The sequence below is a fragment of the Leisingera sp. NJS204 genome, from assembly GCF_004123675.1.
In the GTDB taxonomy this organism is placed as follows: domain Bacteria; phylum Pseudomonadota; class Alphaproteobacteria; order Rhodobacterales; family Rhodobacteraceae; genus Leisingera.
In genome coordinates this window covers 939,399-965,351 of record NZ_CP035417.1, presented here as the reverse complement: position 1 = coordinate 965,351, position 25,953 = coordinate 939,399, and the positions used below count along the sequence as shown (strand labels likewise).

The 25,953-nt window shown below is 58.1% G+C and carries 21 protein-coding genes and 5 pseudogenes; 13 read left to right on the top strand and 13 right to left on the bottom strand.

The features are described 5' to 3' along the window. The first annotated feature begins 304 nt into the window (after positions 1-304). From ETW24_RS04860 to ETW24_RS04850, 4 genes are all read left to right on the top strand, one after another. The gene (locus ETW24_RS04860; protein ID WP_205877331.1) at positions 305-1,042 is read left to right on the top strand and encodes a GIY-YIG nuclease family protein; all 738 of its coding nucleotides are present in this window, start codon (positions 305-307) and stop codon (positions 1,040-1,042) included. 89 nt (positions 1,043-1,131) lie between these two features. After that, entirely contained in the window at positions 1,132-3,354 is a 2,223-nt protein-coding gene (locus ETW24_RS04855) for an AAA family ATPase (protein ID WP_129369602.1), read from the top strand. 327 nt (positions 3,355-3,681) lie between these two features. Continuing rightward, positions 3,682-3,861, top strand: a complete 180-nt coding sequence (locus ETW24_RS24175) for a hypothetical protein (protein WP_164982692.1) — start codon at positions 3,682-3,684, stop codon at positions 3,859-3,861. Between the two features lie 25 nt (positions 3,862-3,886). Beyond that, on the top strand, positions 3,887-5,524 hold the full coding sequence (locus ETW24_RS04850) for a recombinase family protein (RefSeq protein WP_164982691.1): 1,638 nt from the start codon (positions 3,887-3,889) through the stop codon (positions 5,522-5,524). A 58-nt stretch (positions 5,525-5,582) separates the two neighbouring features. Here ETW24_RS04850 and ETW24_RS04845 read toward each other — a convergent pair whose 3' ends face one another. Together ETW24_RS04845 and ETW24_RS04840 are read right to left on the bottom strand one after the other, a co-directional pair. Next, positions 5,583-6,623 (bottom strand): IS481 family transposase, encoded by a 1,041-nt coding sequence (locus ETW24_RS04845; RefSeq protein WP_129369363.1) that lies wholly within the window; start codon positions 6,621-6,623, stop codon positions 5,583-5,585. A gap of 497 nt (positions 6,624-7,120) precedes the next feature. Then, positions 7,121-8,263, bottom strand: a pseudogene (locus tag ETW24_RS04840) (IS3 family transposase). A 342-nt stretch (positions 8,264-8,605) separates the two neighbouring features. Between ETW24_RS04840 and ETW24_RS04835 the strand changes: the two are divergent. Next, positions 8,606-10,246, top strand: coding sequence for an FAD-dependent oxidoreductase (locus ETW24_RS04835; protein ID WP_129370001.1), 1,641 nt, complete (start codon positions 8,606-8,608; stop codon positions 10,244-10,246). 202 nt (positions 10,247-10,448) lie between these two features. Then, the gene (locus ETW24_RS04830; RefSeq protein ID WP_129370000.1) at positions 10,449-11,048 is read left to right on the top strand and encodes an alpha/beta fold hydrolase; all 600 of its coding nucleotides are present in this window, start codon (positions 10,449-10,451) and stop codon (positions 11,046-11,048) included. Positions 11,049-11,124: 76 nt separating this feature from the next. Here ETW24_RS04830 and ETW24_RS04825 read toward each other — a convergent pair whose 3' ends face one another. Beyond that, positions 11,125-12,192: an AraC family transcriptional regulator gene (locus tag ETW24_RS04825; RefSeq protein WP_129369999.1), complete on the bottom strand. Its 1,068-nt coding sequence runs from the start codon at positions 12,190-12,192 to the stop codon at positions 11,125-11,127. Between the two features lie 135 nt (positions 12,193-12,327). On the opposite strand from ETW24_RS04825, the gene ETW24_RS04820 reads away from it, so the two are divergent. Continuing rightward, positions 12,328-12,753, top strand: coding sequence for a hypothetical protein (locus tag ETW24_RS04820; protein WP_129369998.1), 426 nt, complete (start codon positions 12,328-12,330; stop codon positions 12,751-12,753). An 82-nt stretch (positions 12,754-12,835) separates the two neighbouring features. On the opposite strand, the pseudogene ETW24_RS04815 reads toward ETW24_RS04820, so the two are convergent. Continuing rightward, positions 12,836-13,348 (bottom strand): annotated as a pseudogene (locus ETW24_RS04815) (transposase); the annotation flags it as partial. A 61-nt stretch (positions 13,349-13,409) separates the two neighbouring features. On the opposite strand from ETW24_RS04815, the gene ETW24_RS04810 reads away from it, so the two are divergent. The 3 genes from ETW24_RS04810 to ETW24_RS04800 all read left to right on the top strand — a co-directional run bounded on the left by ETW24_RS04810 (position 13,410) and on the right by ETW24_RS04800 (position 14,697). After that, on the top strand, positions 13,410-13,706 hold the full coding sequence (locus tag ETW24_RS04810; RefSeq protein ID WP_129369997.1) for a transposase: 297 nt from the start codon (positions 13,410-13,412) through the stop codon (positions 13,704-13,706). A 158-nt stretch (positions 13,707-13,864) separates the two neighbouring features. Further along, entirely contained in the window at positions 13,865-14,185 is a 321-nt protein-coding gene (locus ETW24_RS04805) for an IS3 family transposase (RefSeq protein WP_254695681.1), read from the top strand. A 65-nt stretch (positions 14,186-14,250) separates the two neighbouring features. Continuing rightward, complete coding sequence (locus ETW24_RS04800; RefSeq protein WP_164982690.1) at positions 14,251-14,697, top strand: IS3 family transposase; 447 nt, start codon at positions 14,251-14,253, stop codon at positions 14,695-14,697. A gap of 97 nt (positions 14,698-14,794) precedes the next feature. Here ETW24_RS04800 and ETW24_RS04795 read toward each other — a convergent pair. Further along, positions 14,795-15,317 (bottom strand): annotated as a pseudogene (locus ETW24_RS04795) (transposase); the annotation flags it as partial. A 69-nt stretch (positions 15,318-15,386) separates the two neighbouring features. Between ETW24_RS04795 and ETW24_RS04790 the strand changes: the two are divergent. Beyond that, a pseudogene (locus ETW24_RS04790) lies at positions 15,387-15,842 on the top strand (IS5 family transposase); the annotation flags it as partial. Here ETW24_RS04790 and tnpA read toward each other — a convergent pair. Beyond that, positions 15,788-16,252 (bottom strand): IS200/IS605 family transposase, encoded by a 465-nt coding sequence (tnpA, locus tag ETW24_RS04785; protein ID WP_129369995.1) that lies wholly within the window; start codon positions 16,250-16,252, stop codon positions 15,788-15,790. The pseudogene ETW24_RS04790 and the gene tnpA overlap by 55 nt on opposite strands. Before the next feature lie 133 nt (positions 16,253-16,385). Here tnpA and ETW24_RS25325 point away from each other — a divergent pair. Next, positions 16,386-16,481, top strand: a pseudogene (locus ETW24_RS25325) (IS5/IS1182 family transposase); the annotation flags it as partial. A gap of 237 nt (positions 16,482-16,718) precedes the next feature. Here ETW24_RS25325 and ETW24_RS04780 read toward each other — a convergent pair. Further along, positions 16,719-17,945: a fumarylacetoacetate hydrolase family protein gene (locus tag ETW24_RS04780; protein ID WP_129369994.1), complete on the bottom strand. Its 1,227-nt coding sequence runs from the start codon at positions 17,943-17,945 to the stop codon at positions 16,719-16,721. A 69-nt stretch (positions 17,946-18,014) separates the two neighbouring features. Further along, entirely contained in the window at positions 18,015-18,794 is a 780-nt protein-coding gene (locus tag ETW24_RS04775; RefSeq protein WP_129369993.1) for a MipA/OmpV family protein, read from the bottom strand. A gap of 228 nt (positions 18,795-19,022) precedes the next feature. On the opposite strand from ETW24_RS04775, the gene ETW24_RS04770 reads away from it, so the two are divergent. Continuing rightward, the gene (locus tag ETW24_RS04770; protein ID WP_129369992.1) at positions 19,023-19,850 is read left to right on the top strand and encodes a LytTR family DNA-binding domain-containing protein; all 828 of its coding nucleotides are present in this window, start codon (positions 19,023-19,025) and stop codon (positions 19,848-19,850) included. A 125-nt stretch (positions 19,851-19,975) separates the two neighbouring features. Here ETW24_RS04770 and ETW24_RS04765 read toward each other — a convergent pair whose 3' ends face one another. From ETW24_RS04765 to ETW24_RS04745, 5 genes are all read right to left on the bottom strand, one after another. Further along, a complete protein-coding gene (locus ETW24_RS04765; protein ID WP_164982689.1) occupies positions 19,976-20,632 on the bottom strand; it encodes a hypothetical protein in 657 nt (218 codons plus the stop codon). A 155-nt stretch (positions 20,633-20,787) separates the two neighbouring features. After that, on the bottom strand, positions 20,788-21,246 hold the full coding sequence (locus ETW24_RS04760) for an abscisic acid-deficient protein Aba4 family protein (RefSeq protein WP_164982688.1): 459 nt from the start codon (positions 21,244-21,246) through the stop codon (positions 20,788-20,790). A 271-nt stretch (positions 21,247-21,517) separates the two neighbouring features. Continuing rightward, a complete protein-coding gene (locus ETW24_RS04755) occupies positions 21,518-23,236 on the bottom strand; it encodes an AMP-binding protein (RefSeq protein ID WP_129369989.1) in 1,719 nt (572 codons plus the stop codon). 25 nt (positions 23,237-23,261) lie between these two features. Further along, positions 23,262-24,425 (bottom strand): 2Fe-2S iron-sulfur cluster-binding protein, encoded by a 1,164-nt coding sequence (locus ETW24_RS04750; protein WP_129369988.1) that lies wholly within the window; start codon positions 24,423-24,425, stop codon positions 23,262-23,264. 4 nt (positions 24,426-24,429) lie between these two features. Beyond that, complete coding sequence (locus ETW24_RS04745; RefSeq protein ID WP_129369987.1) at positions 24,430-25,947, bottom strand: phytoene desaturase family protein; 1,518 nt, start codon at positions 25,945-25,947, stop codon at positions 24,430-24,432. Between the last annotated feature and the right edge of the window lie 6 nt (positions 25,948-25,953).

The window sequence follows — 25,953 nt, the reverse complement described above, 5'->3', positions numbered from 1 at the left end:
CACCATCCCAGCATTCTTCTGACCCGGCCCGCGGCGGACACGCCGCTGCGCCCGGCTCAGCCATGCCATTTCTGAAGTTTCAGCAAGCGCCAGTTCCGGCGCCTGCCCTGTCCATTTTTGCCTATGCGGAGGCTGCCATGCCCACTCAACCTGCGAACATTTCCCGCAAACGGTCCATCCCCACTGGCGCGCCGCCGCCAGCGCAAAAGGTTTCAAAATCGTCCAGCGCATCAAGGACCGCTATCACCTGCTCCTGTCCTGCCACACCTGCCGACGGACACACGCCAGCAAGATCTTTGTTCTCATGAACAACCAGCCGCAGTGCCCGCACTGCATTCAAGACCGGTGGCAGGCCGATGCCGAGGCCGCAGGTCTAAAGTGGGCAGGCCGCGATCCGCAAAGCCGCCATCATGGCATCTACATCGCGAACTGCGGCCACCGGCTGCGACGGCAGTTCGAACTGATCAAAAGAGCTGCCGCCGGGACCTGCGACGTACGCTGCGAACTCTGCCAACAGCAGAAGGAGCAAGAAGAAGCCTCCGCGCAGGGTTGGGAGCTGATCGAACCGGATCCGAACAGGAACCAGAACTACCGCCTGTACCAGCACCAGGCCTGCGGCCATGTTCAGCGGATTGCCCGTGCCAACATGCAGACTGGCCGGTTTCAATGCAGCAACTGCGGCGAGGGCTGGAGCAGTGCGCCAAGTTTTCTCTACGTCATGAAGCTTAAACTCGCCAAAGGTGCCAAGCTGATCAAACTCGGCTACAGCCGCGATCCCGTCTCCCGCCTTTACCACCAACTTCTGAAGACCAAGGAGACGGAGGCGCAGGTCCTGCGGACAGTTCCCATCAGCTCCGGCCACACAGCTGTGCAAATTGAGAAAGGCCTGCATGCGCGGCTGAAGGCAGAGCACCCCGACAGCGTCGCGCCGCCAGACCTCTACGCAGATGAATTGAGGGTCAAAAGTGAGGTCTATTTTCCGGATGTGTGCCAGGTGATCTTCGCGATGCTCGACGCCATCAAGGCGGAAGAAGACAGCTAAGCGCCTCCCTCCCCTTCAATTTCCGACCTGTTTTCCGCCCGGCCCCGCTGGGCGAGCGATCCCTTTTGCCTGTTCACAGGAGGCTTGCCATGAACCACTCCCCCGCGCGCCCCGATTGGTGGCAGTTCGCCGAAGACTGCGCCCGCCGCTATCATCTCTACTGTGAAGAGCTACAGCAAACGCGGCGCAAGACACTCAAAGAAGACGCACCAGACGGCAGTGCTGGCGCCGAGGAGCCGCTTGTGCCCCCAGCACCGGAACAGCCCCATTCTTTGCTGCACCATCTGAGCGAGCAGCCGGACGCGCGGCATCTGCCTCCGGATCTTTGGGAAGCGCTGGAGCAGGAAGGCGCCGACCCATACGCATGTGATGACGTGGGCCGCTGGCTGCCGGCCACAGACCTGCCCCCAGACAGGCTGCTTCTGCTGTTGCGGATCGCCGCGGCCTTCGGCTCCCCGGCTGCGGTGGACGCGCAGCTAATCCGCGGCACCGTGCTGATCCTGCGCAACGTTCCTCGCTGCGGGTATTCAAGTATGGAAAATCTCCTCAACCACGCCCTGCTGCCGCCGGGCTGGCAGGCCTATGACGCCCGGCGCCAGGTGCAGCTGCCTCAGCGCGTGACCCTCGCTGTCCCCAGTGCCCGCGATGGTGCGATTGAACAGCAACACTTCGATGAACTGCAGGATCTCATCATCAAAGGCCTGGCGCACAGCCAGCCTTTGTGGATCTGCCTGCCGGATGAGATGGCACTGCCAGCGCCGCTGGTGGCGGAGCACTGTCATCAGCTGACACTGCCGCAAGCGGACGCGGATTTTCTGATCGCCCTGCTGCGTCAGACCCACAGCCGGACGGGCCGCATTGATGAAGCCGCCGCCCGCGCGGCGCTGCCCCCGAACGGCCAGTTGCATGAGCTCTCCACCCCCGCACTGTCTTTCGCCCTGCGTGCGCCCACAGCGAAGAAGATGGCGCAGCGCTTGTCCCAGGCGCTTGCTGCCGCTGCCGCTTCGCCACCCGAAGCCTACACGCCGAGGGAAGAGATCACCGGCATCGGCCCAGCCTATGACACCGCCCGGCAACTGGTTGCGGACCTGCGGCTCTGGGCCGAAGGCGAAGTGGCCTGGAATGAGATCCCGCACTCCTTGCTGCTTTTTGGCGCGCCGGGCACCGGCAAGAGCCACCTCGCCCGCGCGATGGGCCGGAGCGCCGCTGTCAATTGCGTCGAGACCAGCTGCGCCGAGTGGCAAAGCGCCGGTCATTTGGGCAACCTGCTGCACGCCATGCGCAAAAGCTTCGATGAAGCCCGGAAGAATGCGCCCTGTATCCTTTTCATCGATGAGATCGACGCGATCGGTTCCCGCGACAGTGCCGGCGACAACAGTGCCAGCTACAGGCGCCAAGTGGTTGCTGGTTTTTTGGAGCAGATGGACCGCATCAGCCGGGAGGCAGGGATTATGGTGGTTGGTGCCTGCAACCATCCACAGCACCTCGACCCCGCGGTGCTGAGAGCCGGGCGGTTTGACATCAAGATCCAGATGCCGCTGCCAAGCATGGCGATGCTGCAGCACCTCCTTGCAGAACGGCTGCAGGACGCATTCCCCGAGGATGCGATGTTGGAGCTGGCGCGGGACTGCATTGGCAAAACCGCTGCCGACGTGGACGCGGCGGTGCGCTCAGCCCGCAGTGAGGCCCGGCACAGCGGCTGCCCGCTCGACCTGCAGCTTCTGCGCCGCCATTTGCAAGTCATGGCACAGGAGGAGAACCACGACCTCTTGTACCGCATCGCCATTCATGAAGTCGGTCACGCCATCACCTCGTGGAGCTACGGCGAGACGATCACGCGGATCAGCCTGTCTCCATCTGGCGGCACAATCGAGCGGGATGTTCCCCCGAACGCGGGTCTGCCGGCAGACTTTGAATGCCAGCTGTCTATCCACCTCGCAGGGCGGGCGGCGGAGCGGCTCATCTTCGGGGTTGTTTCTGCCGGGGCCGGCGGGGGCGCAACGTCCGATTTGGCACAGGCTGCGCGGATGGTCCTGGCGATGGATTTTGAACTGGGGCTTGGGGCCATCGGCAACGCCTGGCTCGGGCCGCCAGACTTTGCCCGCCTGTCGGAAGGCGAGCGCAAACGCCTGCAGGACCGGCTCGACCATGCCGAAGACGTTGCCCGTGCTTTGTTGTACCCCTACAAGCACTTGCTCAAAGAAATGGCCTCGGTTCTAGTTCGAAAAAGGGAGTTTGACGGCGAGGCCATCAAGTGCTGGCTGCGCGAGGTGCCGCGCAAAAATGGTCCAGAGCCGGTCCTGGACCAGTAGATTCGCCCGCCAATCAAGCGGCCCAGCCACCGGATTTGCACAATGTTTTGTGCAAACTCCCGCGGCGCAGACTCCGGTTGGTCCAAAATCCGGATAATTCCCTCCCGGAAAGGTTTTGCCCCAAAGCCACGCCGGGGCGGTCCATGCCCGCATCCCTGCCCAGCTCCCTCTGCAGAGGGAAAGTTCCGTATTTCGAGGCCCTTATCCACAATTTCCGTCTCCGCAGGGTTACAACCCGGGTCGATCCAACCCAATCCGGCGCAGTAAACTGTCTCCATCAGCGCACGCGGGCGGCCACCGCCCACCGGAGACAGGAGACCTCGGCCAATGGCACGGGACCGGAAGAGACATGCCGAATGCCAGCAGGCGCCGGAAACACCCGGCCGCCCGCAAAACGGCTCCTGCCGGCAGGACGCCTGCACCCGCGCGTCACTTCACGGACTCCTGCGCGCCCTCGCCCGCGAGGCAGCCCGCACCGACCACCGGGACGGCAATTCTCCCGGTTAACATCAAACCACCGGAGAACACCGCCATGTCCCAGCCCAGGCTCAGAGCAGCCATCTACGCCCGCTACTCGACAGACCTGCAACGCGACGCCTCTGTCGAAGACCAAATCCGCGGTTGCACCGATTACGCCAAGGCCCAGGGGCTGGAGGTCGTGGCCACCTATTCCGACCGCGCTATCTCCGGTGCCAGCCTTATGCGCAGCGGCATGCAGGCCCTGCTCCGCGATGCGCGCGGCGGCACCTTCGATGTGCTGGTCTCGGAAGCCCTCGACCGTCTAAGCCGCAACCAAGCCGACATCGCCCACATCTACCAGGAATTTTGCTTCAACGGCCTCCCGATCGGGACCCTCTCGGAAGGTCTGATTTCGGAGATTCATATCGGGCTCAAGGGGACGATGAATGCCTTGCAGCTCAAGGATCTCGCCGACAAAACCCGCCGCGGCCTGAAGGGGCGCGCTTTGGAGGGCAAATCCGCGGGTGGCAAAGCTTACGGCTACCGCATGAAGCCGCAACTCACGTCCAGCGGCGAACTGATCCGCGGCGAGCGGGAGATCCACCCGGAAGAGGCAGATGCCGTGCGCCGGATCTTCGCGAACTACGCCCGCGGGCTTTCGCCGAAGAAGATCGCAGAGGCGCTCAATACTGAAGGCGTGCCTGCCCCGTCCGGCCGCCACTGGGGTGCCTCCACCATTCACGGCAACCGCCAGCGCGGCACCGGCATCCTGAACAATGAGCTCTACATCAGCCGGCAGGTCTGGAACCGGCTCCGCTACGTGAAGGATCCGCAGACCGGCAAGCGCATCTCGCGGCTGAACCCGGAAAGTGACTGGACGGTCACCGACGTCCCGAACTTGCGGATCATTGGCCAGGATCTCTGGGATGCGGTCCAGGCCCGCCAGGGCGACCTGAAGACCGCAGGCACCAATGTCCCCGTCGGGGACCGGCGGCGCCCGAAGACGCTGTTTTCCGGACTGATGGCCTGCGGTGGCTGCGGCGGCGGCTTTGCCAAGATCTCCAAGGACAGCTTCGGCTGTTCCCCGGCGCGGAACAAAGGGGACGCGGTCTGCAGCAACAAGCGCACGATCAAGCAGGCCGACCTGGAAGCCCGGGTGCTGGATGCACTGGCGAACCACCTGATGGATCCGGATGCGGTGCAGGTCTTCTGCGAAGAATACACTGCCGAGCGCAACCGGCTGAAGGCCGCAGCCGCCGGGAACCGCAAGGAAAAGGAACAGGCGCTGGCCCGCGCCAAACGGGACCACCAGAAGCTGGTGGATGCGATCATTGCGGGCATTCCCGTAGACCAGGTGAAGGGCCGGATGATCGAGCTCGACACGCGGCGCCAGCAGCTGGAGCGGGAGCTGGAGCAGACCCCTGCCCCGGACACGGTGGTGTTTCACCCGTCGATGGCGGAGGCCTACCGCGAACGGGTGTCACGGCTGATCAAGGGCCTTGGCTCCGCCGGAGGCATGGAAGAGGCCAAGGAAGCGCTGCGCGCATTGGTGGAGCGGATCGTGCTGACGCCCGCGGCGGAGGGTACTGGCCTGGATCTGACGCTGGAGGGGGATCTGGCGGGGCTGCTGCGGCTGGCGGCGGGTGCGGAAGGCCCGAACACGAAGAAGGCCCCGGATGGTAGATCCGAAGCTTTTGATATGTCAGGTTAATTGTAGTGGTTCCGATGTGATCTGACAGTTGGCCGTTTTTCCGGCGGCGTCTGTCAGGTCAAGTTTGGTTCAGGAACTTTTCCTTCCAGATTTCTTTGCCCTCGATCATGGTCTGAAACGGCGTTCTGCCGCAACACATTTTGCCCTGATGAGTGCGCTCGTGGTTGTAGTGGTGCAGCCATTCGTCCAGATCGGCCTGCAAGGCTTCGATGCTGTCGTAGAGCTTCTTGCGGAACGCGACCTGATAAAACTCCTGCAACACCGTCTTGTGAAACCGTTCGCAGATGCCATTGGTCTGCGGTGATTTCACCTTGGTTTTGGTGTGGTCGATATCGTTGATCGCCAGGAAGAGCTGGAAATCGTGTTTGTCGACGCGCCCGCAGTATTCCGTCCCGCGATCTGTCATGATCCGCAGCACCGGCAGGTCGTGCTCGTCATGGAATGGCAGCACTCGGTCATTGAGCAGGTCGGCTGCGGTGATCGGTGTTTTGGTGGTGTAGAGCTTGGCATGCGCCACCTTGCAATAGGTGTCCACGTAAGTCTGCTGATAGACCCGCCCGACGCCCTTGAGGGTGCCGACATAAAACGTGTCCTGTGATCCCAGATAGCCGGGATGGGCTGTTTCCACCTCGCCGCAGGCTTCATCGTCGAGCTTCTTCTTCTCCAGCGCCTGCACCTGGGCCTCGGTCAGGATCATGCCGTCCTCGGCCACCTTGGCTTCCAACGCCCTCAGCCGGGCCTTGAAGTTCGCCAGATCGTGCCGCAGCCAGATCGACCGGACACCCGAGGGTGAGACGAAGACACCCAGCTTACGCAACTCGTTCGAAGTGCGGGCCTGACCGTAGGCCGGGAAATCAGTGGCGGATTTGATGACGGCCTGCTCGGTCGCGTCGTCCACCCGGTTTGCCAGATTGGGCTTGCGCCGGGTGCGCTCAAACAGCGCTTCCACGCCGCCTTCTTCAACGGCTGACTTGTAGCGATAGAAAGTATCCCGGCTATAGCCCATCACCTGACAGGCTTTCGAGACATTCCCCAGTTCCTCGGCCAGATTCAGCAGGCCGGTTTTGTGTTTGATGATCTTGTCGGTAGTATTCAACATCGTGGTTTCCTCGTTTCGATGGTTTGGTTGGCACCACCATCAAAACGGACAACCATCTCCCTTCAAGGGAACCACCGCCCCCAATCCAATTTGAAAAAATGGGGGCGGTGTCAGATCACATCGAGACTAATTCAGGTTAATTAGTGTTGGTTGCGGGAGCAGGCAACCGCCGTTTCCTACCTGCCCTCTCCGCAATCATTTAACCGCATGGTGACTCACACCTAACGGCAGCTTTGCGCAGGTGTCCATTATCAAATGAAGTGGTCCGTTTGAGCTGACAGCATTTAGGACGGCCTGGCGCATCGGTTTTGATCTTAAGTAGCGCGCCCGAGATTGAGCAAGCGTCGCTGTTTCAGTGTTTTTTCCTTGATGGTTCTCCTTTCCTTCAGAATGCCGCCGCTGCGACCGAAGTAGACACCGGCCGGTGTCATATTGCCGAGGCTTTCTGCTCTGAACCCCAACCTTGGACCGCCGGGAGCTGGGTTTTTCCGGCTCTGTCACGATGACGGGCTGGTGACGCCATCGGGATAATGCATGGCAATCGGGACGTTGTATCCGATTGCGCTGTGGGGTCTGTCCTCATTGTAGTGCCGACGCCAATCCTCCAGCTTTTCGCGGGCATCTGCAAGGCTCATGAACCAATGGGCGTTCAGGCATTCCGCCCGGAGCTTGCTGTTAAACGCCTCAATGAAGCTATTGTCCGTGGGCTTTCCAGGCCGTGAGAAGTCGAGGGTAACTTCGTTGGCGTAGGCCCATAGATCGAGGTCCCGCGAGATGAACTCGCTGCCGTTATCGACTCTGATCGTCTTGGGGTAGCCGATCTGCCGGCAGACCCGTTCGAGCGTCTGCACAACATCTTCGCCCCGATAGGTGAAGCGCGGATCGGCCGCAGGGCAGAGCCGGGAATGCGTGTCGACAACGGTCAGGATACGCAACCTCCTGCCCAGGGCGAGCTGGTCGTGAACGAAGTCCATCGCCGAGACATCGTTCGGCCCAACGGCTTCCTGACGGTCTTCTCTGAGCTTTGCCTTCACCCGGCGCTTTGGGTGCTTGTTCCTGAGCTGCAGCCCCAACTCGTTGTAAATCCTGCGGGTCTTCTTGATATTGATGATCCACCCCTCCCGTGTCAGAAGCACATGGACGCGCCTGTAGCCATAGCGCACACGCGTTTCTGCGATCTCTTTGATCCGCCGTTCGACGGCAGCCTGGTCCCCTCTCGGGACATCGCCGCGCGATGCCCTGCCGGGCAGTGGTCCGCCGGGACTTGTAGTGGTAGGTGGATGTGTCGAAGCAGATGGCCCCACAAGCCTTCCGGATCGATACACCCCAATCGACGCACATCCCGGTGACAATCTCGCGCAAACGGCCAGGCTTCAGAGCTTTCGCCGAATGACATCCTGAAGCATCTCCCGGTCCAGCGTCAGGTCCGCCACAATCTTCTTCAGCCGGATGTTCTCGTCCTCAAGCGCTTTCAGCCGGCGCATCTCGTCCGGCAGAAGGCCCCCGTATTTTTTCTTCCAGTTGAAGTATGTCGCCTGGCTGATCCCGGCCTTGCGGCAGATCTCCGCGACCGGCGTTCCTTGCTCGCCCTGCTTCAGGATGAACGCCTTCTGTGCCTCTGTGAACTTCGGAGCTCTCATGCGATTCCGCACCTCTCTCAGCCAGGGAAATTTAGCGGAAAACTCCAGCTCTGAACGATCCAGTATTCAGGGGGCTGAGCACCACGCCGGCCTGCCACTGGTGCGAATACACGAACTACGGCTGCGTGCAGAATGCCAATAGCTCATCCATCACCCTATCAAGACGCGCCATTCATGGCGGCAGTGTAATCTGCATCGCGCATTCGCTCCCGACGTCAGGCCTGCAATCTGCGCCCCTTTAACCAAACAGTTGATCTCTTTCGCTCTCGAACCATGTGGCTAAGATCGCCACTCTCTCAATCACGGTGGAAATTACTAGCCGCATTGCTTGAGAGGCGCTCCATGAATCCCTTTCCCAGACACTTTGACGCCGTGGTTATTGGTGGAGGGATCGCCGGGATTGTCACGGCACTTGAATTGCTGGACCACGGCCGGTCGGTAGCCATTCTGGAACGGGGCACGCCCTCAAAACTCGGCGGTCAGGCTTATGAAGCATTCGGCGGCATGTGGTTTACCGGCACGCCCATCCAGCGGAGCAACCGGATCAAGGATTCCAAGGAACTCGCCACCCGTGACTGGCTGCACGCAGCCGAATTCGGCCCAGAAGATGTTTGGCAAAAAAAATGGGCGCTTTCCTATATCAATGAAGGCTCTGATACAGTCTATCAATGGCTCACCAAGGAGCTGGGAATCCGCTTTCTACCGGCGCCCGGCTGGGTGGAGCGGGGCGACTACACGTCTGGCAATTCGGTACCAAGATACCACATCATGTGGGGGTCATCGGAAAAGCTGACCCGGCTCTTGGTACAGCGCCTGATGCGCCACAAGCAGCGCCGCAAGCTGACGCTGGTGTTCCACCACGATGTGCAGCAGTTCATCTACAAAAACGGCAGGGTCATCGGCTGCATTGCTGAAAACAATGGTATCGAACGCCGTTTTCACGGCCGGGACATAGTCATCGCTAGCGGTGGCGTAACAGGCAGCGAGGAGGAGGTTCGCCGCCTCTGGCCGAACAATTGGCCCAAGGTGCCGGACTACATCCTTAATGGCTCGCACGAATATTCCGATGGCAAGCTGCATCGCGTGGCGGCCGAAGATCTATCTGCTAATGTAACGCATCTGGACGCGTTTTGGAATTATGCCGCCGGAATTCATCACCCCTATTCCGATCGCATGGACCCCAAGCATGGTGCCAGTCTGATCCCGCCCCGGTCCGGGCTCTGGGCTAACTGCTATGGGCGTCGTATTGGCCCGATGCCACTGGTTTCCGGGTTCGACACCCGCCATCTGTGCCAGCGGGTCTGTGAGCAGGACCACGGTTACACCTGGCAGGTGATGAACTGGGAAATTGCCAAGCGAGAGCTCAATATCTCCGGAGCCATCTTTAATACGGCTATCCGGGACGAACGCAAACTCACGTTCCTAGCCAATCTGCTGCGTGTTCCTGATGACTTTCTGAAGCAGATAGAACCCCGCAGCCGGGACATCATTACCGCCGACACTCTGGATGAGCTCGTTGCGAGCATGAACCGATTAAGCGGCCATAACCGGATCGACAAAGCAGTTCTGGAAGCCGAACTGACCGATTATGACCGCCAGCTTACAGCTAGTGACGGCCAGGTCAACGACGACCAGGTTCGCCGTATTGTCGGCCTGCGCCAATGGAAAGGCGACCGGCTTAGGATTTGCCGGGGTCAACCCATCCTGGACCCGGCGGCGGGGCCTCTCGTGGCAATCCGGCTGCACCTGATCACACGTAAAAGTCTGGGCGGGATCAACACGGACCTGTCCTCACGCGTGCTGCGGTCTGACGGATCTGCCATTGACGGTCTTTATGCCGTTGGCGAGGCCAGCGGTTTCGGCGGCGGCGGTGTAAACGGGAGGCGTTCTTTGGAAGGAACCTTCCTATCTCTATGTATCTACAACGCGATGAAAGCCGCCTCGGCCATTAACGCGACCTACCAAGCGGAGACAGTAACGTGATCAAAGAGCAAATCCAGACAAGCCTGGGCAGCATGGCCGTGGCGATCAGCCGTTCGCCTAACCCCAAGGGGACTTTGACCTTCTGGCCCGGCATGTTTTTCGACGGAACCATGTGGGATCCGATCCTTGAGGCCTTTATCCCCGACTACAACATTCTGGTCATTGACCCCCCGGCCACGGCGGCTCAGATGCCCCGCAGAAACTGTTCTCAATCAAAGATTGCAGCGTCGCTCTGCGCGAGATACTGGACCACCACGCGCTGCCGAGCTGTACAATTGTCGGCCTGTCGTGGGGAGGCTTTGTTGCGCAATCCTTCTGCAAACATTTTGCCGACCGCTGCGATGGCCTGATTCTGATGAACACCTGCGCATCCGGTCCCAAAACCTCCGAGAAAATCATGTTCTCGATTATTCCGCGCCTGCTGGCCCGCTTCGGCGTCAAGAACTTCGAAGGCGCGCTGACAAAGGCGCTCTTGTCCAAGTCCGCAGCCGAAGACGACCATATGCTGGTGAGCAAACTGCGCAACTATTTGCACCTCTTGGACTACAAGGCGCTCAAACCTGTTTTGTTCAGCGTCATGAAATACCGCGAAGACCTGTCGGACTGCCTGAACGGACGCAATGTTCCCTGTCTGGTGATCTATGGTGATCAGGATCCGGCAATGGACGCAGCCCGCTCCGAACATCTTCTCTCCCGTATGCCATCGCAAGCCTCTGTCACCAAATTGCCAGTCGGCCACAACGCTGTTCTGGAAGCTCCGGAAGATGTGGCCGCAACCATGCAAAGGTTTCTTTACGCCTAAACCGCACCCTCCCGGTGTTCTTGCCAGCTGTGCTGGGAACCGGGCACAATCGGCAAAATCCCCGGCCTGCCGCGCTCTAATCCAGCAGCCTATGCCGCTCCCGGAACTGGCCGGGGGTTTCCCCGAAATACTGCCTGAACGCCTTTGACAGATTGCTGGCATCGCTGAATCCAGTGCGAACAGCAATCTGGTCAATCGACAGATTGCCAAGCAGAAGATGCCCGGTGACCCGGTCGAACCTGACCTGTTTCTTGATTTTAATGAAGGAGGTCCCCTGGCTGTTCAACTGCCGCTTCAATGTCGCGGGCGAAACACCAAGACGGCTTGCCGTTGCCTCAAGCGTAGGCAGCTCCGGTTCTGTCTTCCGGAACATCCACTGCACCTTCTCCACCACTCCCGAATTGGGTGGTGGCGCCTCCATTTCCACCTCACAGCGGCGCAAAGCTGCATCCATCAAACTGGGACTGCTGGATACGATCCGCGTATGCAGCCGGGTCTTAGGCAGCGAAATCAGGTTCTCCCGCTGTTCGAAACTGACCGTTGTACCCGGCGGCAGCAAATCAGCCGGAATCTCCAACCCGGGATCGGGCCAGGAGATTTGCAACTCCTCATCCAGAAATCCTGTTTCGGTTCCTGTCAACCGGCGGCTCATCCAGGCAAATGCCATCAGGCTGGCAATAGTATTGAACCGCACGATATGTCCGGGAGCATCGGGTTTTGACGAACGGACAACAATTTCGCAGCGGGTTTTGGCGACCCTGACAGAGACGGATTGGGCGTAACCCGCACGGGTCGCAAAAAACATCGGCAGAAGATCGAAGAATTGTTGCAATGTGGCACAACTCTGAAGCGCTAGACCGACGGCTCCATGGGACAGCTCACTGATGGCCTTGCCGTATTTCCACGGCAGCAACGGATCGCGCGAGGCGCCCACAAGCTCGTCGATTAGCCCGTTATACGTATCACTCCGCACAAAGAGCGGCCTGGACAAATAGTCAGTTAATGAAACATCCGAATTGGAAAACAAAGACTCTGGTGAAACGCCGTATTTTGCTGAAAACGATATCAACAACCCAAGGTAATCCGCAGAGATCAGGAACTCGCCTTTTCCTATTGCGGCACCGGTCTGCGTAGCTCTATTCATGAGCTTTCTTAACCATGCCGCAGAGCCAAGTCAACCTCGTCACCAGACCAGAAAAAACCGCTATGATGATAAATGAGGAGAAGTTGTGAATGGATCAAATTTCCTTCACAAATAAAATATCAGGGAGAAAAAAATATGACACTATTAGGACGCATACTGATCATCAGCGGAATATCGTTCATGTTCATTGCATATTCTCAGTTTATCCCGACGTCCCTTTCGACACCGTTGATCGCTGACTATGTGAAGAACCACTTCATACGTGAGGTGACATTTGGCCTGACGCTCGCATCTATCACTATCTACTTCACATTCAAGGCCCAAACCCTTCAAGACTGGCGACGTGTATCAATTCTTGGCACAATAGTCGTAATCCCCTTTTGGGTCGCTTGGACCTTTGGCTGGTCAACAGGTGGAATTAGTGAAGTATGGGGCGACTCCATCTCACCAAATGGCGCGTATATGATCCACGTCCCACAAATCACGTTATTCTTTTCAGGCCTTGCGGTACTTTTTTTCTCCTTAAGAAGAAAGGCCGCAACTTCGGCCCATTCCTATTAAATGTTCGTATCGTGAAATGGCTCTGTTGGGCCTTGTTGCACAAATCGGGGTTTGACCGTAGTTCCCCTTTCCCCGGACGGACTTATCCCACGGGCCGCGTAACAGGTATGCCAAGCGCAGTGTAGCCGTTCAGCACGGCGATACGGACCTGCAGCTCGGCGACTTGGCGTTCGAAGTCTCGTGCCATCAAGGATTGGCCAAGGAGTTTGATGCAATTCATCCAATCGTCGGGAAAAGGATCCCCCGGATCCTTTTCTGATCCTCCTCATATCTCGACACGGCTCCGGCGGTGGCAGCCGCTCCACCGTCGCCAGACGGCACGGCCCAAGTACTTCGAGGCTCGCAGCGCTTCGTTGCGGGCGACGGCGCCGGGACTCGTTGGTTTCCAAGGCTTTGCGTTCTTGCGTGGCGGTATGACAACGGCAGCATTTCGGGCAGCGATTGCCTCGTGGCAATTTCTTGTGCCGCAGGCCCCGTCGGCTGTGACCGGCGCGATGTCCTGATCCGCTCCGGTCTGGTCCAGCAGTTCCGGTAGTATGGGGGCGTCGCCGATATTGCTGCCAGTGATCGCAACGGCTCTGACCTCCAGCATTTGAACTTCGTCCCTGTTCCCGGACACCGGGGTAATTTACCCCTGTCCACGGAAGGAGCATGGAATGGGACAATCGAGACGAACGTTCACAGATGAATTCAAAGCCGCAGCTGTTGGCCGGCTTTATAAGCCTGGTGCCACACAATGTGGCGTGACCAGGGAACTGGGTGTGACGAGTTCCCAGCTGAAGACCTGGCACTTGGAGGCCGAAGCGGCAGGATCAATGGCGGCGCTGCGCAGGCAGCAGGCGGATGCAGCGGAACTGGATCGTCTGCGGAAGGAAAACAAACGTTTGAAGCTGGAAAATGGGATCCTCCACAAGGCTTCCGCTTTTTTCGCCTCAAGGACAGCGAAGACATGAACGCGAAACATGCATTTGTCGCTGCCCGCAAGACTGTTTAGCCGATCGCTCAGCTCTGTCGCATTGCTGGCGTTGCGCGCAGCTGGTTTTACGGCTTTGTCCAGCCGCAACCTGCCCGGGATCAGCGGCAAAAGCTGCGGGACACCCGGGACGCCGCGTTGCTGCCAAAGATCAAAGCGGCGTTTACTCAAAGCAAAAAACGATATGGGGCAAAGCGGGGCCACCAGGATCTGAAAGCCGATGGCGAGGACGTTTCGGAGCGGCGCGTGGCCAGAATAATGCGTGAAAACAATGTCTCACCGTGCCTGTACAAGCGTCGAAAGCGGCGCACCACAGACAGCAATCACAGCCTCAAACCCTCACCAAATCTGTTGGAGCAACAGTTCGATTGCACCGTTCCGAACCGTGTTCGGCTCGCTGACATCACTTATGCCGACACCGCTGAAGGCTGGCTCTACGTGGCTGCCATCAAGGAATGAGACCTTGTTCGCCATTGGTTCGAGAACAATGGTCGAATGCCACGCGTGAAATCGTGGGCTGGGCCATGGACGATCATCTGCGATCGGAACTGTGCTGTGATGCCTTGAACATGGCCCTTGGGCGCCGCGGCCCGGTACCAGGGCTCATCCGCCATGGCGACCGCGGCGTGCAATATGCAGGCGGAGAATACCGCAAATTGCTTAGGGCGGCACGCATCACGCAATCCATGAGCCGCACCGGAGAATGCCTGGAGTTCAAGCTGGTCCGCACCAGCGGATCAAATGGTCTGGGGGACCATTTGAAGGCGCAGAACGCACCGATGGAGAGTTTCTTTGCGTCCCTGAAAAAGGAACTGGTTCACCGGGAGCGCTTCAAAACGCGTGCCCAGGCAAAGGCTGCGATCTTCGAATACAAAGAGGTCTTCTACAATCGCCAACGGCGTCATTCCGCCATCGGCTGCCAAACACCCGCGCAAGCATACGAAACCATGACTTGGAGAATTGCCGCATAGGGTCAATAATCAAACTGTCCGGAAACAGGGGCGAACTCCAGTTTCCTCATCAATTCCCCTCGCGGGATCATGCTGTGCATGACCCTGACGGGCAGGGGATGTGTATTTTGCGCCAGATGCGCCGCTTGGAGCCACCCGCTGCCCGGCAGCACATGCATGGCATGTGCGAGAGGGGGGCTTTCGGGCATTCCACTCACCTTCGCCCTCGGCCTTGATCCCGGTGCTGTCCGCTGCCCGGCAGTGCATCACGCAGTGATGTCACGAGAGGGGATCAACAGGTTCAGCGGGCCTTTCCCTCCACGGTAGGGGATAGCCACGTTCAGCTTCCGCTGGCGACGGCACAAGGGGCTGAAGTCCGGGACCGGCCAGTCCAGCCCGACCAGCCGCAGGAGGCTTTCGACGAACCCAGCCGTCTGTCGCAACGGCATCGCGAACAGCACCTTCATCGTCAGGCAGGTCTGGATTGCGGCATCGCTGAAGCTCGGCTGCCGTCCCGTCGGCGCAGGTCTCCACACCATGTCGGGATCAAACCACACCGTCAGCGAACCGCGCCGCCTTAGTGCCTCATTGTAAGCCGGCCAGTTCGTGGTCTTGTACTTCCTAGCGGCCCAACTGCTCATGGCTCACAGCTAGCATGCTGGTTTCACGCAGTGAATCCCTCGCCCGATTTTTGCATCAAGGCCCTTTAGGAGGACATTATGGATGCCCTCAACCAGAACGGGGCCGTCCCAGAGGCCCTGCAAATGGTCGATAGCACCGTCATTCGCGCCCATCATGAGGCAACGGGCGCTAAAGGGGGACTCCTCGACAGGGTTTTGGCCGCTCACGAGGTGGGTTCACGACCAAGATCCACCTTCGCGTCAACGCGCATGGCCTGCCAATGAGAACGGAAATCACACCGGGCCAAACGTCGGGTTATCTCGGTTGTCGACCTGGTCATGGCCGACAACCTGCCGGAGCCCAAGGTGCTGCTAGCAGACCGGGGTTATGATGCTGACCGTATGCGGAAAACCATGGATGAGCGCGACATCCTCACTCAAATTCCAATGCGCAAGACCCGCAAGATGCGCGTGGGTGTAGATCACAGACTTTACCGGCTGCGCAACATGGTTGAGCGATGCTTCAACAAACTGAACGACTGCCGGCTGGCGCCGGTAGGATCGGCAATGTGATTTTCCAGGTACTGAAGCATGATGTCTTCGGTGATGGCGCCTTTGATGGTTGAAAAATACCTGCGGCCCCAGAACCGGCAGCCCCAGTAGCGCCTGCGGATCGCAGGGAATTCCCGTTGCACCCGGTAAGACGAACGGCCCTTCATTTTGCGCACCAGTTCGGAGATGGCGAGTTTCGGCGGTACCGACACGAACATATGCACATGGTCGCTCGACAGCACCCCGCGCAAGATGGCGACCCCGTTCTCGGCGCAGACCTGGCGGCAAATGTCGCGCACCCGCAGGCGCAATGCCCCGCGCAGCACTTTGTAGCGGTATTTGGTCGACCATACGATATGGTAGCGGTGGTAGAAAACGCAGTGTTCGCCGGTATCATATTGCATGCGCTTACCCTCCGGAAAATGATCCTTCGACCCGGCTGCGGCTCATTTTCCGGAGGGTAAGTGCATAACAGGAAGCTTTCACGCTTAAGCGGATCCGGCTGGAAGCCGGAGGGTTTGCTCCAGTGAGTGGATACTAAAGAATGCCCAGCGCGTCGCAACCCGCTATGACAAGACTGCTGAAAGCTTCCTGGGCTTCATTGACATCACTTCTATCCGCCTTTGGCTCCGCATTTGTCAACATGGCCTAGGGAAATGTTCGGGTATCTATCGCGATGGGTGGCGGCATCTCGCCACCCGTTCAGTTTATCAAAACTGATCTCGCGACGGTCTTCACCGGGTGCCCCGGCAAATCCCTTTGGTGATCAAGACATCTTCGACAGGTCGGCATTACAGTCCCGACCAACAAGCACCCGTCCGCAGCCGGACAACTTAAGCGGCCAGAACCACAGCTCTGGCCACATCCTTGTTATGTCCCCTGCCCTGCCGGGGAGGTCACAGCGATGGTGATTTTTCCCATACTAGAAGAGAGATATGATACTTCTTCGTCTAGCATGAGAAACCGCCCGGCTTCCTGCTCATCAGTGACAACAGATGAGATGATCGCGTCGTAAGGATTTGCTGCCTTGAAGACGGCCCCCGAAACAACATACCTGACTACTCCACGCACGATCTGGCGCGCTGTCGGCGGCATGAAGATCACGCCTTCCGGTGTCCCGGACATCAGGCCTTGCCCCTCGGCGATCTGTTCGTCCCGCACCAACCGGTGATTGGAGCCTTTGTAAACAAATCGTGTGGAAGCCGTGTCCCCAAGAACCTTCTGTACAAGATCATCAAAGCCCAAAATCATCTCTGCGCCAAAAGCGTCCTGACGGATTACACCGTTTCGCAGCGTCTGAATGCGTTCATCAGTCACAAACTTCTGCCACTCTGCCGGAATGACCAGGAAGGGCCCGCTGGGAAAGAAGCCTTCTCCGCTTTTTGAATCGCTGAACCCGGACCCGGAATCAAAGTTCCCCGTATCAATCATCCGCAGCAGCGTACCGCGATCGGTAAAATCCCCGCACAGGAAGAAGCCTTTCCGAGCGGCTTCGAAGTCTGCAAATGATCTGATGTCGCGATCGAACCGGACACAAAGTTCCACTTCATAATCCAGCAGCACGCCATCGCGCAAAGCCACGCTGGTAACTGGCGGTGTCGCAACGCCGAACTTGGGAAAGTTGAAGACCGACGAACTGAGGGTTTCTTCCGCATGCTCGGGGAAATTCGTTCCGCTTCCAATATGCAAATCCCCCCCGCCCGCAGCGGGCTTCAACACATCGAAGCTGTACTCACCCAGCAATCCCGCGGCTACATCTGTGCCCTGGGCCTGTTGCAACAGCGTTTTTAACGTCTCCTCTCCGACCTGATCAAAAACGCGAAAAAGATCCGTATCCGGCGCTCCGCCATACCGGGTTAGGTCGACAGCCGTCACGTTATCAGGCGTCATCCCGACAACCAGAAGCGGGATCGCCTGGCCATTTCTGCCCTGCGCCTGAGCCATGGTAATTGCCTTGCCAGCCGGCAGGACACCAGGCTGAACGATCTGCCCATCCGTGGTGATCTGGTTCATGCGCGCAGGATCATCGTCAAGCAAGAAAGCCCAGAGCAATACGGCTGCACACATAGCCGCAGCCGCGGAGAGAATACGTTTCATTAAAGCCTCCAGTGATTTCGCCGCAGGCAACCGGCCTGGCTGCCGCCAGGCCGACCGCGTGCCGACGTTTTAGAATCGGAAGTAGATGCCGGTCGAAATCGCGGTTTGCCCCGAGTCAAAGGTGACCGGACTGTCTTTGGCATCGCCCACCAGTTCCGCGTGGTTCAGCCCCAAAAAAATGCCAGTACGGTCATTCAGGGCATAAGTGGCCTGCAGTTCGACACCAACCCGTTCAAACCCGGAGCCGGCCGCAAATCCGGCAAACGTCGAAGCAGCTGCTTCGGACGGGCTAACGCCATAAAACGCCTGAGAATAAGAGCTGTCGGCCCAAACGAGATAGGGGGCAGCAGAGAGTGAGAGACGCGAATTGACCTGTCCGTTGAATTCCAGGCTCATTGTTGCGCGCGTACCTTCATGGCCTGCGCTTTCCAACCCTCGGTTCAGCGCAAGCCCGAAATCAGCGAACCCCAGATCATATTCTAGAAACGCTGTCAGCATTGCGCCGGCTTCGACATCGCGCAGCCCTGTCAGCCGGGAGTCATCAGAGGCGATCCGTTCGTCAAAATCATATCCGATTGCCAGACCCGCAGACAGCCCAGAGCCACCCTGGTTCCGCAGGGCGTAAAACCCCAACCCGCGGTCATCGAAGAAATAGCGCTCGCCCCATTCCAGACTGATGATCGGGAAGGCCGAGGCTGAAGACTCATCGGAACCAGAAAACTCTGGGCCGTAGGACGTGCCCAGACCGATAACGCCTGTGAGGTTCTTTTCGCCGGCCAGGGCGGGTGCGCCTAAGAGTGCTGTAGCTGCGGCGGCAAGGGCGAGAGGAGCCCTAAGAGACTGAGACATGGAGAAACCTTTTGATGATCATTCTCAAGCGCATAGGCTGCGCTTGGCAAAGGCATCTCTCCGTATGGCAGCCCAGAAAATACTGAATTCCCTGATCCGCTGTTATTGTGCATGAACGGTCGCCAAAAGGTACGGACGGTCGTACGTCGACCGTTCAAGATTCAGCGTTTACACCTATATAGATTTGGAAAAGTTGAGCATCCTACCGGCACCTAAGGAGGCTAGGTTATGCAGCTGAGTTCTGGATCGCAGGGAGGAATGAATATCGCCCTGTCCCTCTTCGGCCTGAGCGGCATCAGCTGGCAGCGGCTTTGGGCCTATGCCGCCTCCCTCTCGTTTGCAGCAGCGCTGATCCTGACCAGTTTTTCCCCGCAGCCAACTGCAGAACTGAGCTATCTCGCGGCAGCCGCCTCCTGGTTTATCCATTTCTTCCTTTCCATCGGGATCGTCTTGGGCACCGCTATGCTATGCGTCCGGCTCGGCCTTGGCAGGACACCTTCTCTCACTGCCGGTACACTCTGTCTTCCAGTCCTGCTATCGCCTGTGTCACTGCTGCTCGACCAATGGTTCTCGGGCACCTTCAGCGCCCCCCCAGGCGGTATCATACAAAACCTCTTCGATGAGTTTACTTCAGTTGGCCTGTCCGCTGTGGTCTGCAGCGCTTTTTTCACTATTGCCGCCAGCAAACTCGCAGCCGCCGTCCGTGAGCACCGCAAGCTATTGGCAGCCTTCCCCGCCACCGAACCTATGCTGAGAAGCGCGCTGCCTAACGTGCCCCACAACCTAGGCAATGATCTGATCCGGATTGAGGCCCAGGGGCATTATGTAAATGTTATCACTGCCGACGGGAAAGTGCTGATAAAACAGCCATTTGCCGAAAGTGTGGCGGCGCTCGAGGAGTTCACCGGCCTTCAATGCCACCGGTCACACTGGCTGAATCTCAAGCACGCTAAGGGAATCAAACGTGTTGGCAGCGCCTATGCCTGCGAGATGTCCAACGGAGATAACGTTCCAGTCAGCCGACGTAAATACAGCGAACTGCGGCACAAAATATGATTGCAAGCTGGAGCCTGTGCGCCAGAGCCACCGGCACCCCTGCCCCTACCTGCCTCAATCACCGTAGTATCGCTTCCCCCCTGCGTCCGACAACGAGCAGCCTCACCCCGATCCTATCCGGCACTTTATGCAAGGGGTATCAGGGGATAGCCCATGAGTGCCTGACAGAAAACCGCCATTGTGAAGACTGCGTATAGCGCACTCCAGCAAAACAGGCTGCGCCGTCCAAGGCTGCCCCTGCGGTTCAATGCAAACGCAATAAGTGGCAGCAGTTGCATAGCGTGAAGCGAGAGAAAATGCGCGGGCCGCAAATCACCGGCGACGCGGGACCAGCCAAAAACAGGCAAGGTTGGCGCTCCCTCTGGATGCGCTCCGACAAAATGCCCATCCTGAGCGCTGAGATAAATCGCCACAATCATTGTAAGCAAGAAGGTCAAAAGGCCGCCCAGCCAAACCGCCTCCCGCAGAACCGGAGATATGTGGGCCTCATGGTCGTGTTTGATAAGCCAGGCAATGTACAGATTGACAATCAAAATGCATATCGCGCTTGCGAACATCAGGCCCGAATACATCACGGTATGAAACAGAGAGCTCAAGTTAAAGTGCGAAGGCTCCGCCATCGCGGCCTGATAGAAGATATAGGCCATTTCTGCCAGAAAGCAGACCGACATCACGCCAAACGCGATCTGTAACGGCTTCCCACGGCGCAGTCGAGTTGACATAAAACTCTCGAAGACTTCTATCGTGGCGAAAAAGACCGCGAAGCTGAACGCGAACTTCATAGGCTTCCCCCAAACCGGTGTGCCATCCACCAACCGGTGATCAGCGAAGCTCCACAGCCCGCAAATTACCATCAGCGCCAAGGAAAAGACGGTCAACACTCGGAACCGGGAGCAATTCCGATAGTTTTCCCGACGGTCAGCTTCTTTAGAGCCTGTCACAAGATCGTCCTTTCCGCGGTGGCTTGTTTTTCAAGCCATGCAGATCCGCTGAGGCCATAGACAATCAGGATGGTCAGCAAATAGCCAATCGGCCCCAGCATGAAAACCAATATCAAAACAGGCACCTGAACAATTCGGGTGACACCGGCGACATCCAGCCGTGCAGCGGCCCAGCAGCCCACAATCAGGTCAAATGCCAGGTAATGCACCCAGCCCGCCAGCAAGCCCCACTCGTTCGTCATGAACACAGTAAAGTCAGCGAGGCTGCCAAATCCCCCCCCGGTTTCGGAAAAGCGGCTTAAGGCGACCGCCGTGTAAACCGCTGCAAGGATTGCAGGAATGAGCAGCCGCGGGAACAGGTTCAGCCAGCCGATACTGCGCGGACCAAGAACCAGAATGACCCAACCGGCTGTTGCAAGGCTGCTGGAATGCGAAAAAAGCGCTTCAGGCGTCAAACCCAACGTCTCCTGTTTTAGGCCAGGCCTCTATGGTACTTCAGCTTCTACAGCCTTCCACGATCTTGTTCAGAGCAAACATCTGAAAGCTCATTCCTGCGACAGATGCCGAGAAACCATGCACACGGAAATATGGCCGCGACAGCGATCAATTTGGCAGCCATGTAATACCCGGGGCGGTGCCGCATGAACGCTGCCGTGCAATGACGGCTCGCAAGGCGCGGGCCGTCTTGCGTCAGGAACCGCTAAAGCTGCACCGGGAGAGTTCTGGCTACAAGTCTTTCCGCAAGATCTTTCCCACCGGGCTTTTGGGCAGTTCGGACAGGAATGTAACATGTGTCGGAATCTTGTACCCCGTCAGATTTGCACGGCAATGGTCAACCACCATCTTCTCAGTCAGGCCATCATTGTTACGTTTGATGAATGCATGAGGGCTTTCACCCCGCTCGCTGTGCGGTTTGCCGACAACAGCCACTTCATCGACCTGCGGCAGCGCCTGGATAACCGCCTCCAACTCATTCGGGTAAACGTTGAAACCGCTGACCAGAATCATGTCCTTCTTGCGGTCGACAATTGTAACGTAGCCATCAGCGTCCATTGTTACGACATCCCCTGTCGCCATCCAGCCGTCCTGGAACGTCTCGCCGCCTGCTTCCGGCTGATTGCGGTACCCGGTTGCAATATTTGGTCCCCTTACATGCAATTCGCCGGGTTCACCGATGCCCCTTGGATTGCCCTGCTCATCGGTTATCTTGGCATCTAGACCGGGCACAATGAAGCCGACCGTGCCTGGCTTGCCGCGGCCGTCAAACGGGCTGATCGCAATGATACAGGTAGACTCCGTCATTCCGTACCCTTCGGCGATCGGACCAACCGCCGCCTGCCAGCGCGACGCCGTATCCTCCCTCAACGCTGTGCCGCCGCCGATCGCAAGCTCGATTTCAGGCTTCATCTCCTGGAACCAGTCCTGTGCCATCAGCCCATTGAACAGCGTGTCAACTCCGGTCAGCCAGTCTATTCGGTAGTTCTCAAATGCGGGTTTGAGATTGGAAACCGGATTTGGGTTCGGGATCAGGATATTGCGCCCGCCTTGGGAGGTGAACAACATCATGTTCACGATCAGCGCGAAGATATGGTAGTATGGGATGACCGTAAGAATTGAGTTCTGCCTGTCTGGGTCCAGCGCGTCCCGGACGCTGCATTCAAGCATTTCAAGGACGTGTACGACATTGTCATGTGTCAGCTCAGCACCTTTGCTGGCCCCGGTTGTGCCACCAGTATACTGTATGAAAGCCGGCGCAGAGCAGTCCTTGCCCTCTGCCAAGCAGTCTTTGCCGCGATGGCGGCCGCCCGTTTCCAGAGCGTCTGCAAAATTCTCATGGTCGAACGGAACGTCCGGTACCTGTTTGGCCACATTGCGAAGGTAGTGTTCCAGCTGAGACGACACTTCCTGCGGAAAAAAATCCCAGACAGCCGCAACAATCACCCTGTCAACTGGAACATCTTCAAGCGCCTTGGCAAGCCGGGCCGCAAACAGATTGAACCCGAATAAGACTTTGGCGCCGGAATCCCGAAGCTGATGGGCGATCTCGCGCGGGGTATAGAGCGGATTGAGATTGGTCACCGTCAGACCGGCACGCAGCGCACCAAACAAAACAACCGGGTAGTGAAGTGAATTCGGCAACTGTACCGCGACAACATCCCCGGGCTGCAAGCCCAAATCTTCGCGCAGGTAGGCGGCCACCGCCTCTGCAGCTTGACCGATTTCCGCATATGTCTTGTCCAGGCACTGCCCGCCAGGCAGCACTAGAGAAAAGCCAACACGATCAGGAAACGCCTTTACCGTGTCAAAGAGAATGTCTGAAACATGTGCATAGCGCCGCGCGTTCGGATCATATGCGGCCTGTGCAGCTGTGTATGAGCGGTCCCACCAACGACTGTTCCCATCGATGCGCCGAGTGCTTTCTGCGAGTGTTTCCGTGGTTGGCATGTTCGTTCCTCCCTTATCATTTTTCCTAAATCAGGATTTCAATATCGCTGAGCGCAAAGGCAACGCAGGCGTGCGTCCAGCCAAACGTGCGGTCAGAACTGCGCAGGTGGGATTGCGGCGGGTTGAATACATCGCCCGACAAGACCTTGACCCGGCACAGGCTGCATTCACCAGAACGGCAGGCATTTTCCGCCTGGTAACCGTTGCGCTCCATCGCGTTCAGCAGCGGCTCGCCAACGGGCATCTTGAACTGTCCCCGGCCGCGCACGGTAACAGTGACTTCTTTACTGGTCTCAAGGCCCTGCGGCCAGCCGGTCAGTTTCTGCGGCGCTGGCGGCGCCCCGTTTGCTTCAATCCGAACGCGCCGGCCGGGCACTCCCAGTTTTTCCAATTCCGGCTTACAGAAGTCATACATGGCGTTCGGGCCGCAAAGATAAAACATCTTGCCGTCAACATCGCCGGTCAGACGCTGGACCATTTCCGCGCTGAGATATCCGGTGTGGCCAGTATAATCCGCGTCTGGTTCAGAGATAACCTCATCAACGGTCAGGAAGTCATGCTGTTCTGCCAGTGTCTGCAGCTGTTGCCGGAAAATGATGTCATCCGTGCTGCGCGAACCATAGATCAGGTGGAAGTTCAGCGGGCGCTTCTTGTTTATGATATCCCTGATCATGCTCATTGCCGGCGCAACACCGGACCCGCCGGCCAGGAAAACCAGATCCCCCCCGTGGAACAACGGATTGTAGTAGAAGGAACCCATCGGGCCGGAGCTTTGCAAGATCTGGCCTTCGAACATCTCGCCGACCATATAGGGGCTGACAAAACCGCCGGGCACACTGCGAACCGTCACATCATAATAGTCCCGGCTTTGCGGCGCGGACGAAATGGCAAACGGGCGGGCCGTCTCAACTCCGTCGACAGTCAGAAACAAATTGATGTACTGCCCTGCCTGAAACGGAGGCAGCGGTGAGCCATCATCGCTCAGCAAGCGCAGGCTGCACGCCGTCGGGGTTTCGCGGATGATTTCACCAACAGTCAGGGTCAGCCGCTTGGGGTGCAATTTGCGGATCTGCCGCGCGACCGCATTCCGGTCTGCGGCAAAGTTGCTGCCTTCGTGGGCCAGTTCAGCCTTCTCGGCGCAGACCTTGTCATAGGCGGCAATCACATTCAGTGTGGATTTTGTGCTCATGGTTTCACTCCGCAGCCAGTAGTTGAGTGTTGTTGCGCACGACAGTGTTCGCCGCAGACAGCCCAGCCATATAGGTTGGCTGGAATCCGCCCGGACCGCTCCAGGCCCCTGCAAGATAAAGGCCTTCTGGCCCTCTAAGGCGTTCGCGGAACACCGGGGTTTCCAACGCGTTCTGATCAAAGCCGTAAATCGCGCCGCCAGGCGTGTTGAGGTAGCGCATAACCGTCAATGGAGTGGCGACCTCGACCTCTTCGATATGGTCTTTCAACCCCGGATAGACCTGTTCCGCCAGCGCGATCAGGCGCTCTGCAAAGTCATATTTCGCATCAAAATAGATTTCCGGGTCCATCGCCTCCCATGGGGCGGCGTATTGGGCACACATCAGCCCGATCATCGACTTTCCGTCCGGCGCAAAGGACGGGTCGTCATAGTTGTAGCAGGTGAACAGGCAGCCGGCCGGATCTGTCAGCGCGTTGGCTGTTTCAAAAACCACACGGTCGTCCAGATCAGAGCAAATAAAGTTGGACGCGGCGGTCACGCCCAATTCCTCCGGCGAAACATCAAGCCCCATATAGACAATGAACCCCGAGACCCCGATCCGGCTGTGGCGGAATATCTGCTGCACCTGTTCTGGAGCCTCATCCCAATCCAGCAACTCGTTGAACGTATGGATCGAACTTGAATTTGAAACCACATGGTTACAGCTGAAGCGATCTCCATGTTCTGTGGTCACCCCACAGACCCGGCCATCATTGGTATGGATGGTTTGCGCCGCAGTATTGAACCGCACTTCACCGCCCGCTTCCATAAAACTGTCCAGCAGCGCGTTGGACATCGCCTGCGACCCGCCCCGCATGTGGTAGGGGCGGTATTCGGCATAGAGAAAGAACATTGGCCCCAGTTCGACAAAAGGCAGCTCATCCAGGGGTAGCCCTAGATACGGCCAATATGCACCCAACGCTGCCTTAAGACGCTCATCCGCAAAAAACTCATCCAGCACATCACGCGCTGTGCGTACTCCGTATTTGACGACATTGGGACAGCGCTGCTCCAATTCTTCCGGGTCTTTTGATGCCTTGGCCCGCGGGAACAGCACATAATATTCATGTGTCAGCTGTCCGCAGACCTTCATGAAATCGCGGATTTTCCCGGCTTCCTCCGGAAACTCGCGGCTCAACACCGCAACAATCCCAGGAATGCTTGCAGGCAGCGTGACATCCACCTTGCCCGGAACGCAGAACCGGTAGATTTCGCCTTCCTCGACAAAATCAACCTTATCCATCACGCCAAGTTCCTCAAATGTCTGGCGCAGAACAAAAGGGTTATCATCAGATCCCATCCCGCTCAGCTGGTGGAGCGCGACCTCGAACTCGAATTCTCCCCGCACGAAAGACGTCCCGCATCCGCCAGGGATATTATGCCGTTCAAGCAGAAGCGTCCGCAGCCCCTTGCGCTGCATGCCCGCAGCGGCGGTCAGGCCGCTGTTGCCTGCACCAATGACAATCGCATCATAATCAGTCATGTGTTC

Coding starts and splice junctions, on each gene's coding strand:
- ETW24_RS04745 (WP_129369987.1), bottom strand. CDS start 25,947: ATGACTGATTATGATGCGATTGTCATTGGTGCAGGCAACAGCGGCCTG.
- ETW24_RS04755 (WP_129369989.1), bottom strand. CDS start 23,236: ATGCCAACCACGGAAACACTCGCAGAAAGCACTCGGCGCATCGATGGG.
- ETW24_RS04855 (WP_129369602.1), top strand. CDS start 1,132: ATGAACCACTCCCCCGCGCGCCCCGATTGGTGGCAGTTCGCCGAAGAC.
- ETW24_RS04825 (WP_129369999.1), bottom strand. CDS start 12,192: ATGAATAGAGCTACGCAGACCGGTGCCGCAATAGGAAAAGGCGAGTTC.
- tnpA (WP_129369995.1), bottom strand. CDS start 16,252: ATGCAATATGATACCGGCGAACACTGCGTTTTCTACCACCGCTACCAT.
- ETW24_RS04850 (WP_164982691.1), top strand. CDS start 3,887: ATGTCCCAGCCCAGGCTCAGAGCAGCCATCTACGCCCGCTACTCGACA.
- ETW24_RS04780 (WP_129369994.1), bottom strand. CDS start 17,945: ATGAAACGTATTCTCTCCGCGGCTGCGGCTATGTGTGCAGCCGTATTG.
- ETW24_RS04820 (WP_129369998.1), top strand. CDS start 12,328: ATGACACTATTAGGACGCATACTGATCATCAGCGGAATATCGTTCATG.
- ETW24_RS04845 (WP_129369363.1), bottom strand. CDS start 6,623: ATGTTGAATACTACCGACAAGATCATCAAACACAAAACCGGCCTGCTG.
- ETW24_RS04775 (WP_129369993.1), bottom strand. CDS start 18,794: ATGTCTCAGTCTCTTAGGGCTCCTCTCGCCCTTGCCGCCGCAGCTACA.
- ETW24_RS24175 (WP_164982692.1), top strand. CDS start 3,682: ATGGCACGGGACCGGAAGAGACATGCCGAATGCCAGCAGGCGCCGGAA.
- ETW24_RS04750 (WP_129369988.1), bottom strand. CDS start 24,425: ATGAGCACAAAATCCACACTGAATGTGATTGCCGCCTATGACAAGGTC.
- ETW24_RS04765 (WP_164982689.1), bottom strand. CDS start 20,632: ATGAAGTTCGCGTTCAGCTTCGCGGTCTTTTTCGCCACGATAGAAGTC.
- ETW24_RS04835 (WP_129370001.1), top strand. CDS start 8,606: ATGAATCCCTTTCCCAGACACTTTGACGCCGTGGTTATTGGTGGAGGG.
- ETW24_RS04860 (WP_205877331.1), top strand. CDS start 305: ATGAACAACCAGCCGCAGTGCCCGCACTGCATTCAAGACCGGTGGCAG.
- ETW24_RS04770 (WP_129369992.1), top strand. CDS start 19,023: ATGCAGCTGAGTTCTGGATCGCAGGGAGGAATGAATATCGCCCTGTCC.
- ETW24_RS04800 (WP_164982690.1), top strand. CDS start 14,251: ATGGACGATCATCTGCGATCGGAACTGTGCTGTGATGCCTTGAACATG.
- ETW24_RS04810 (WP_129369997.1), top strand. CDS start 13,410: ATGGGACAATCGAGACGAACGTTCACAGATGAATTCAAAGCCGCAGCT.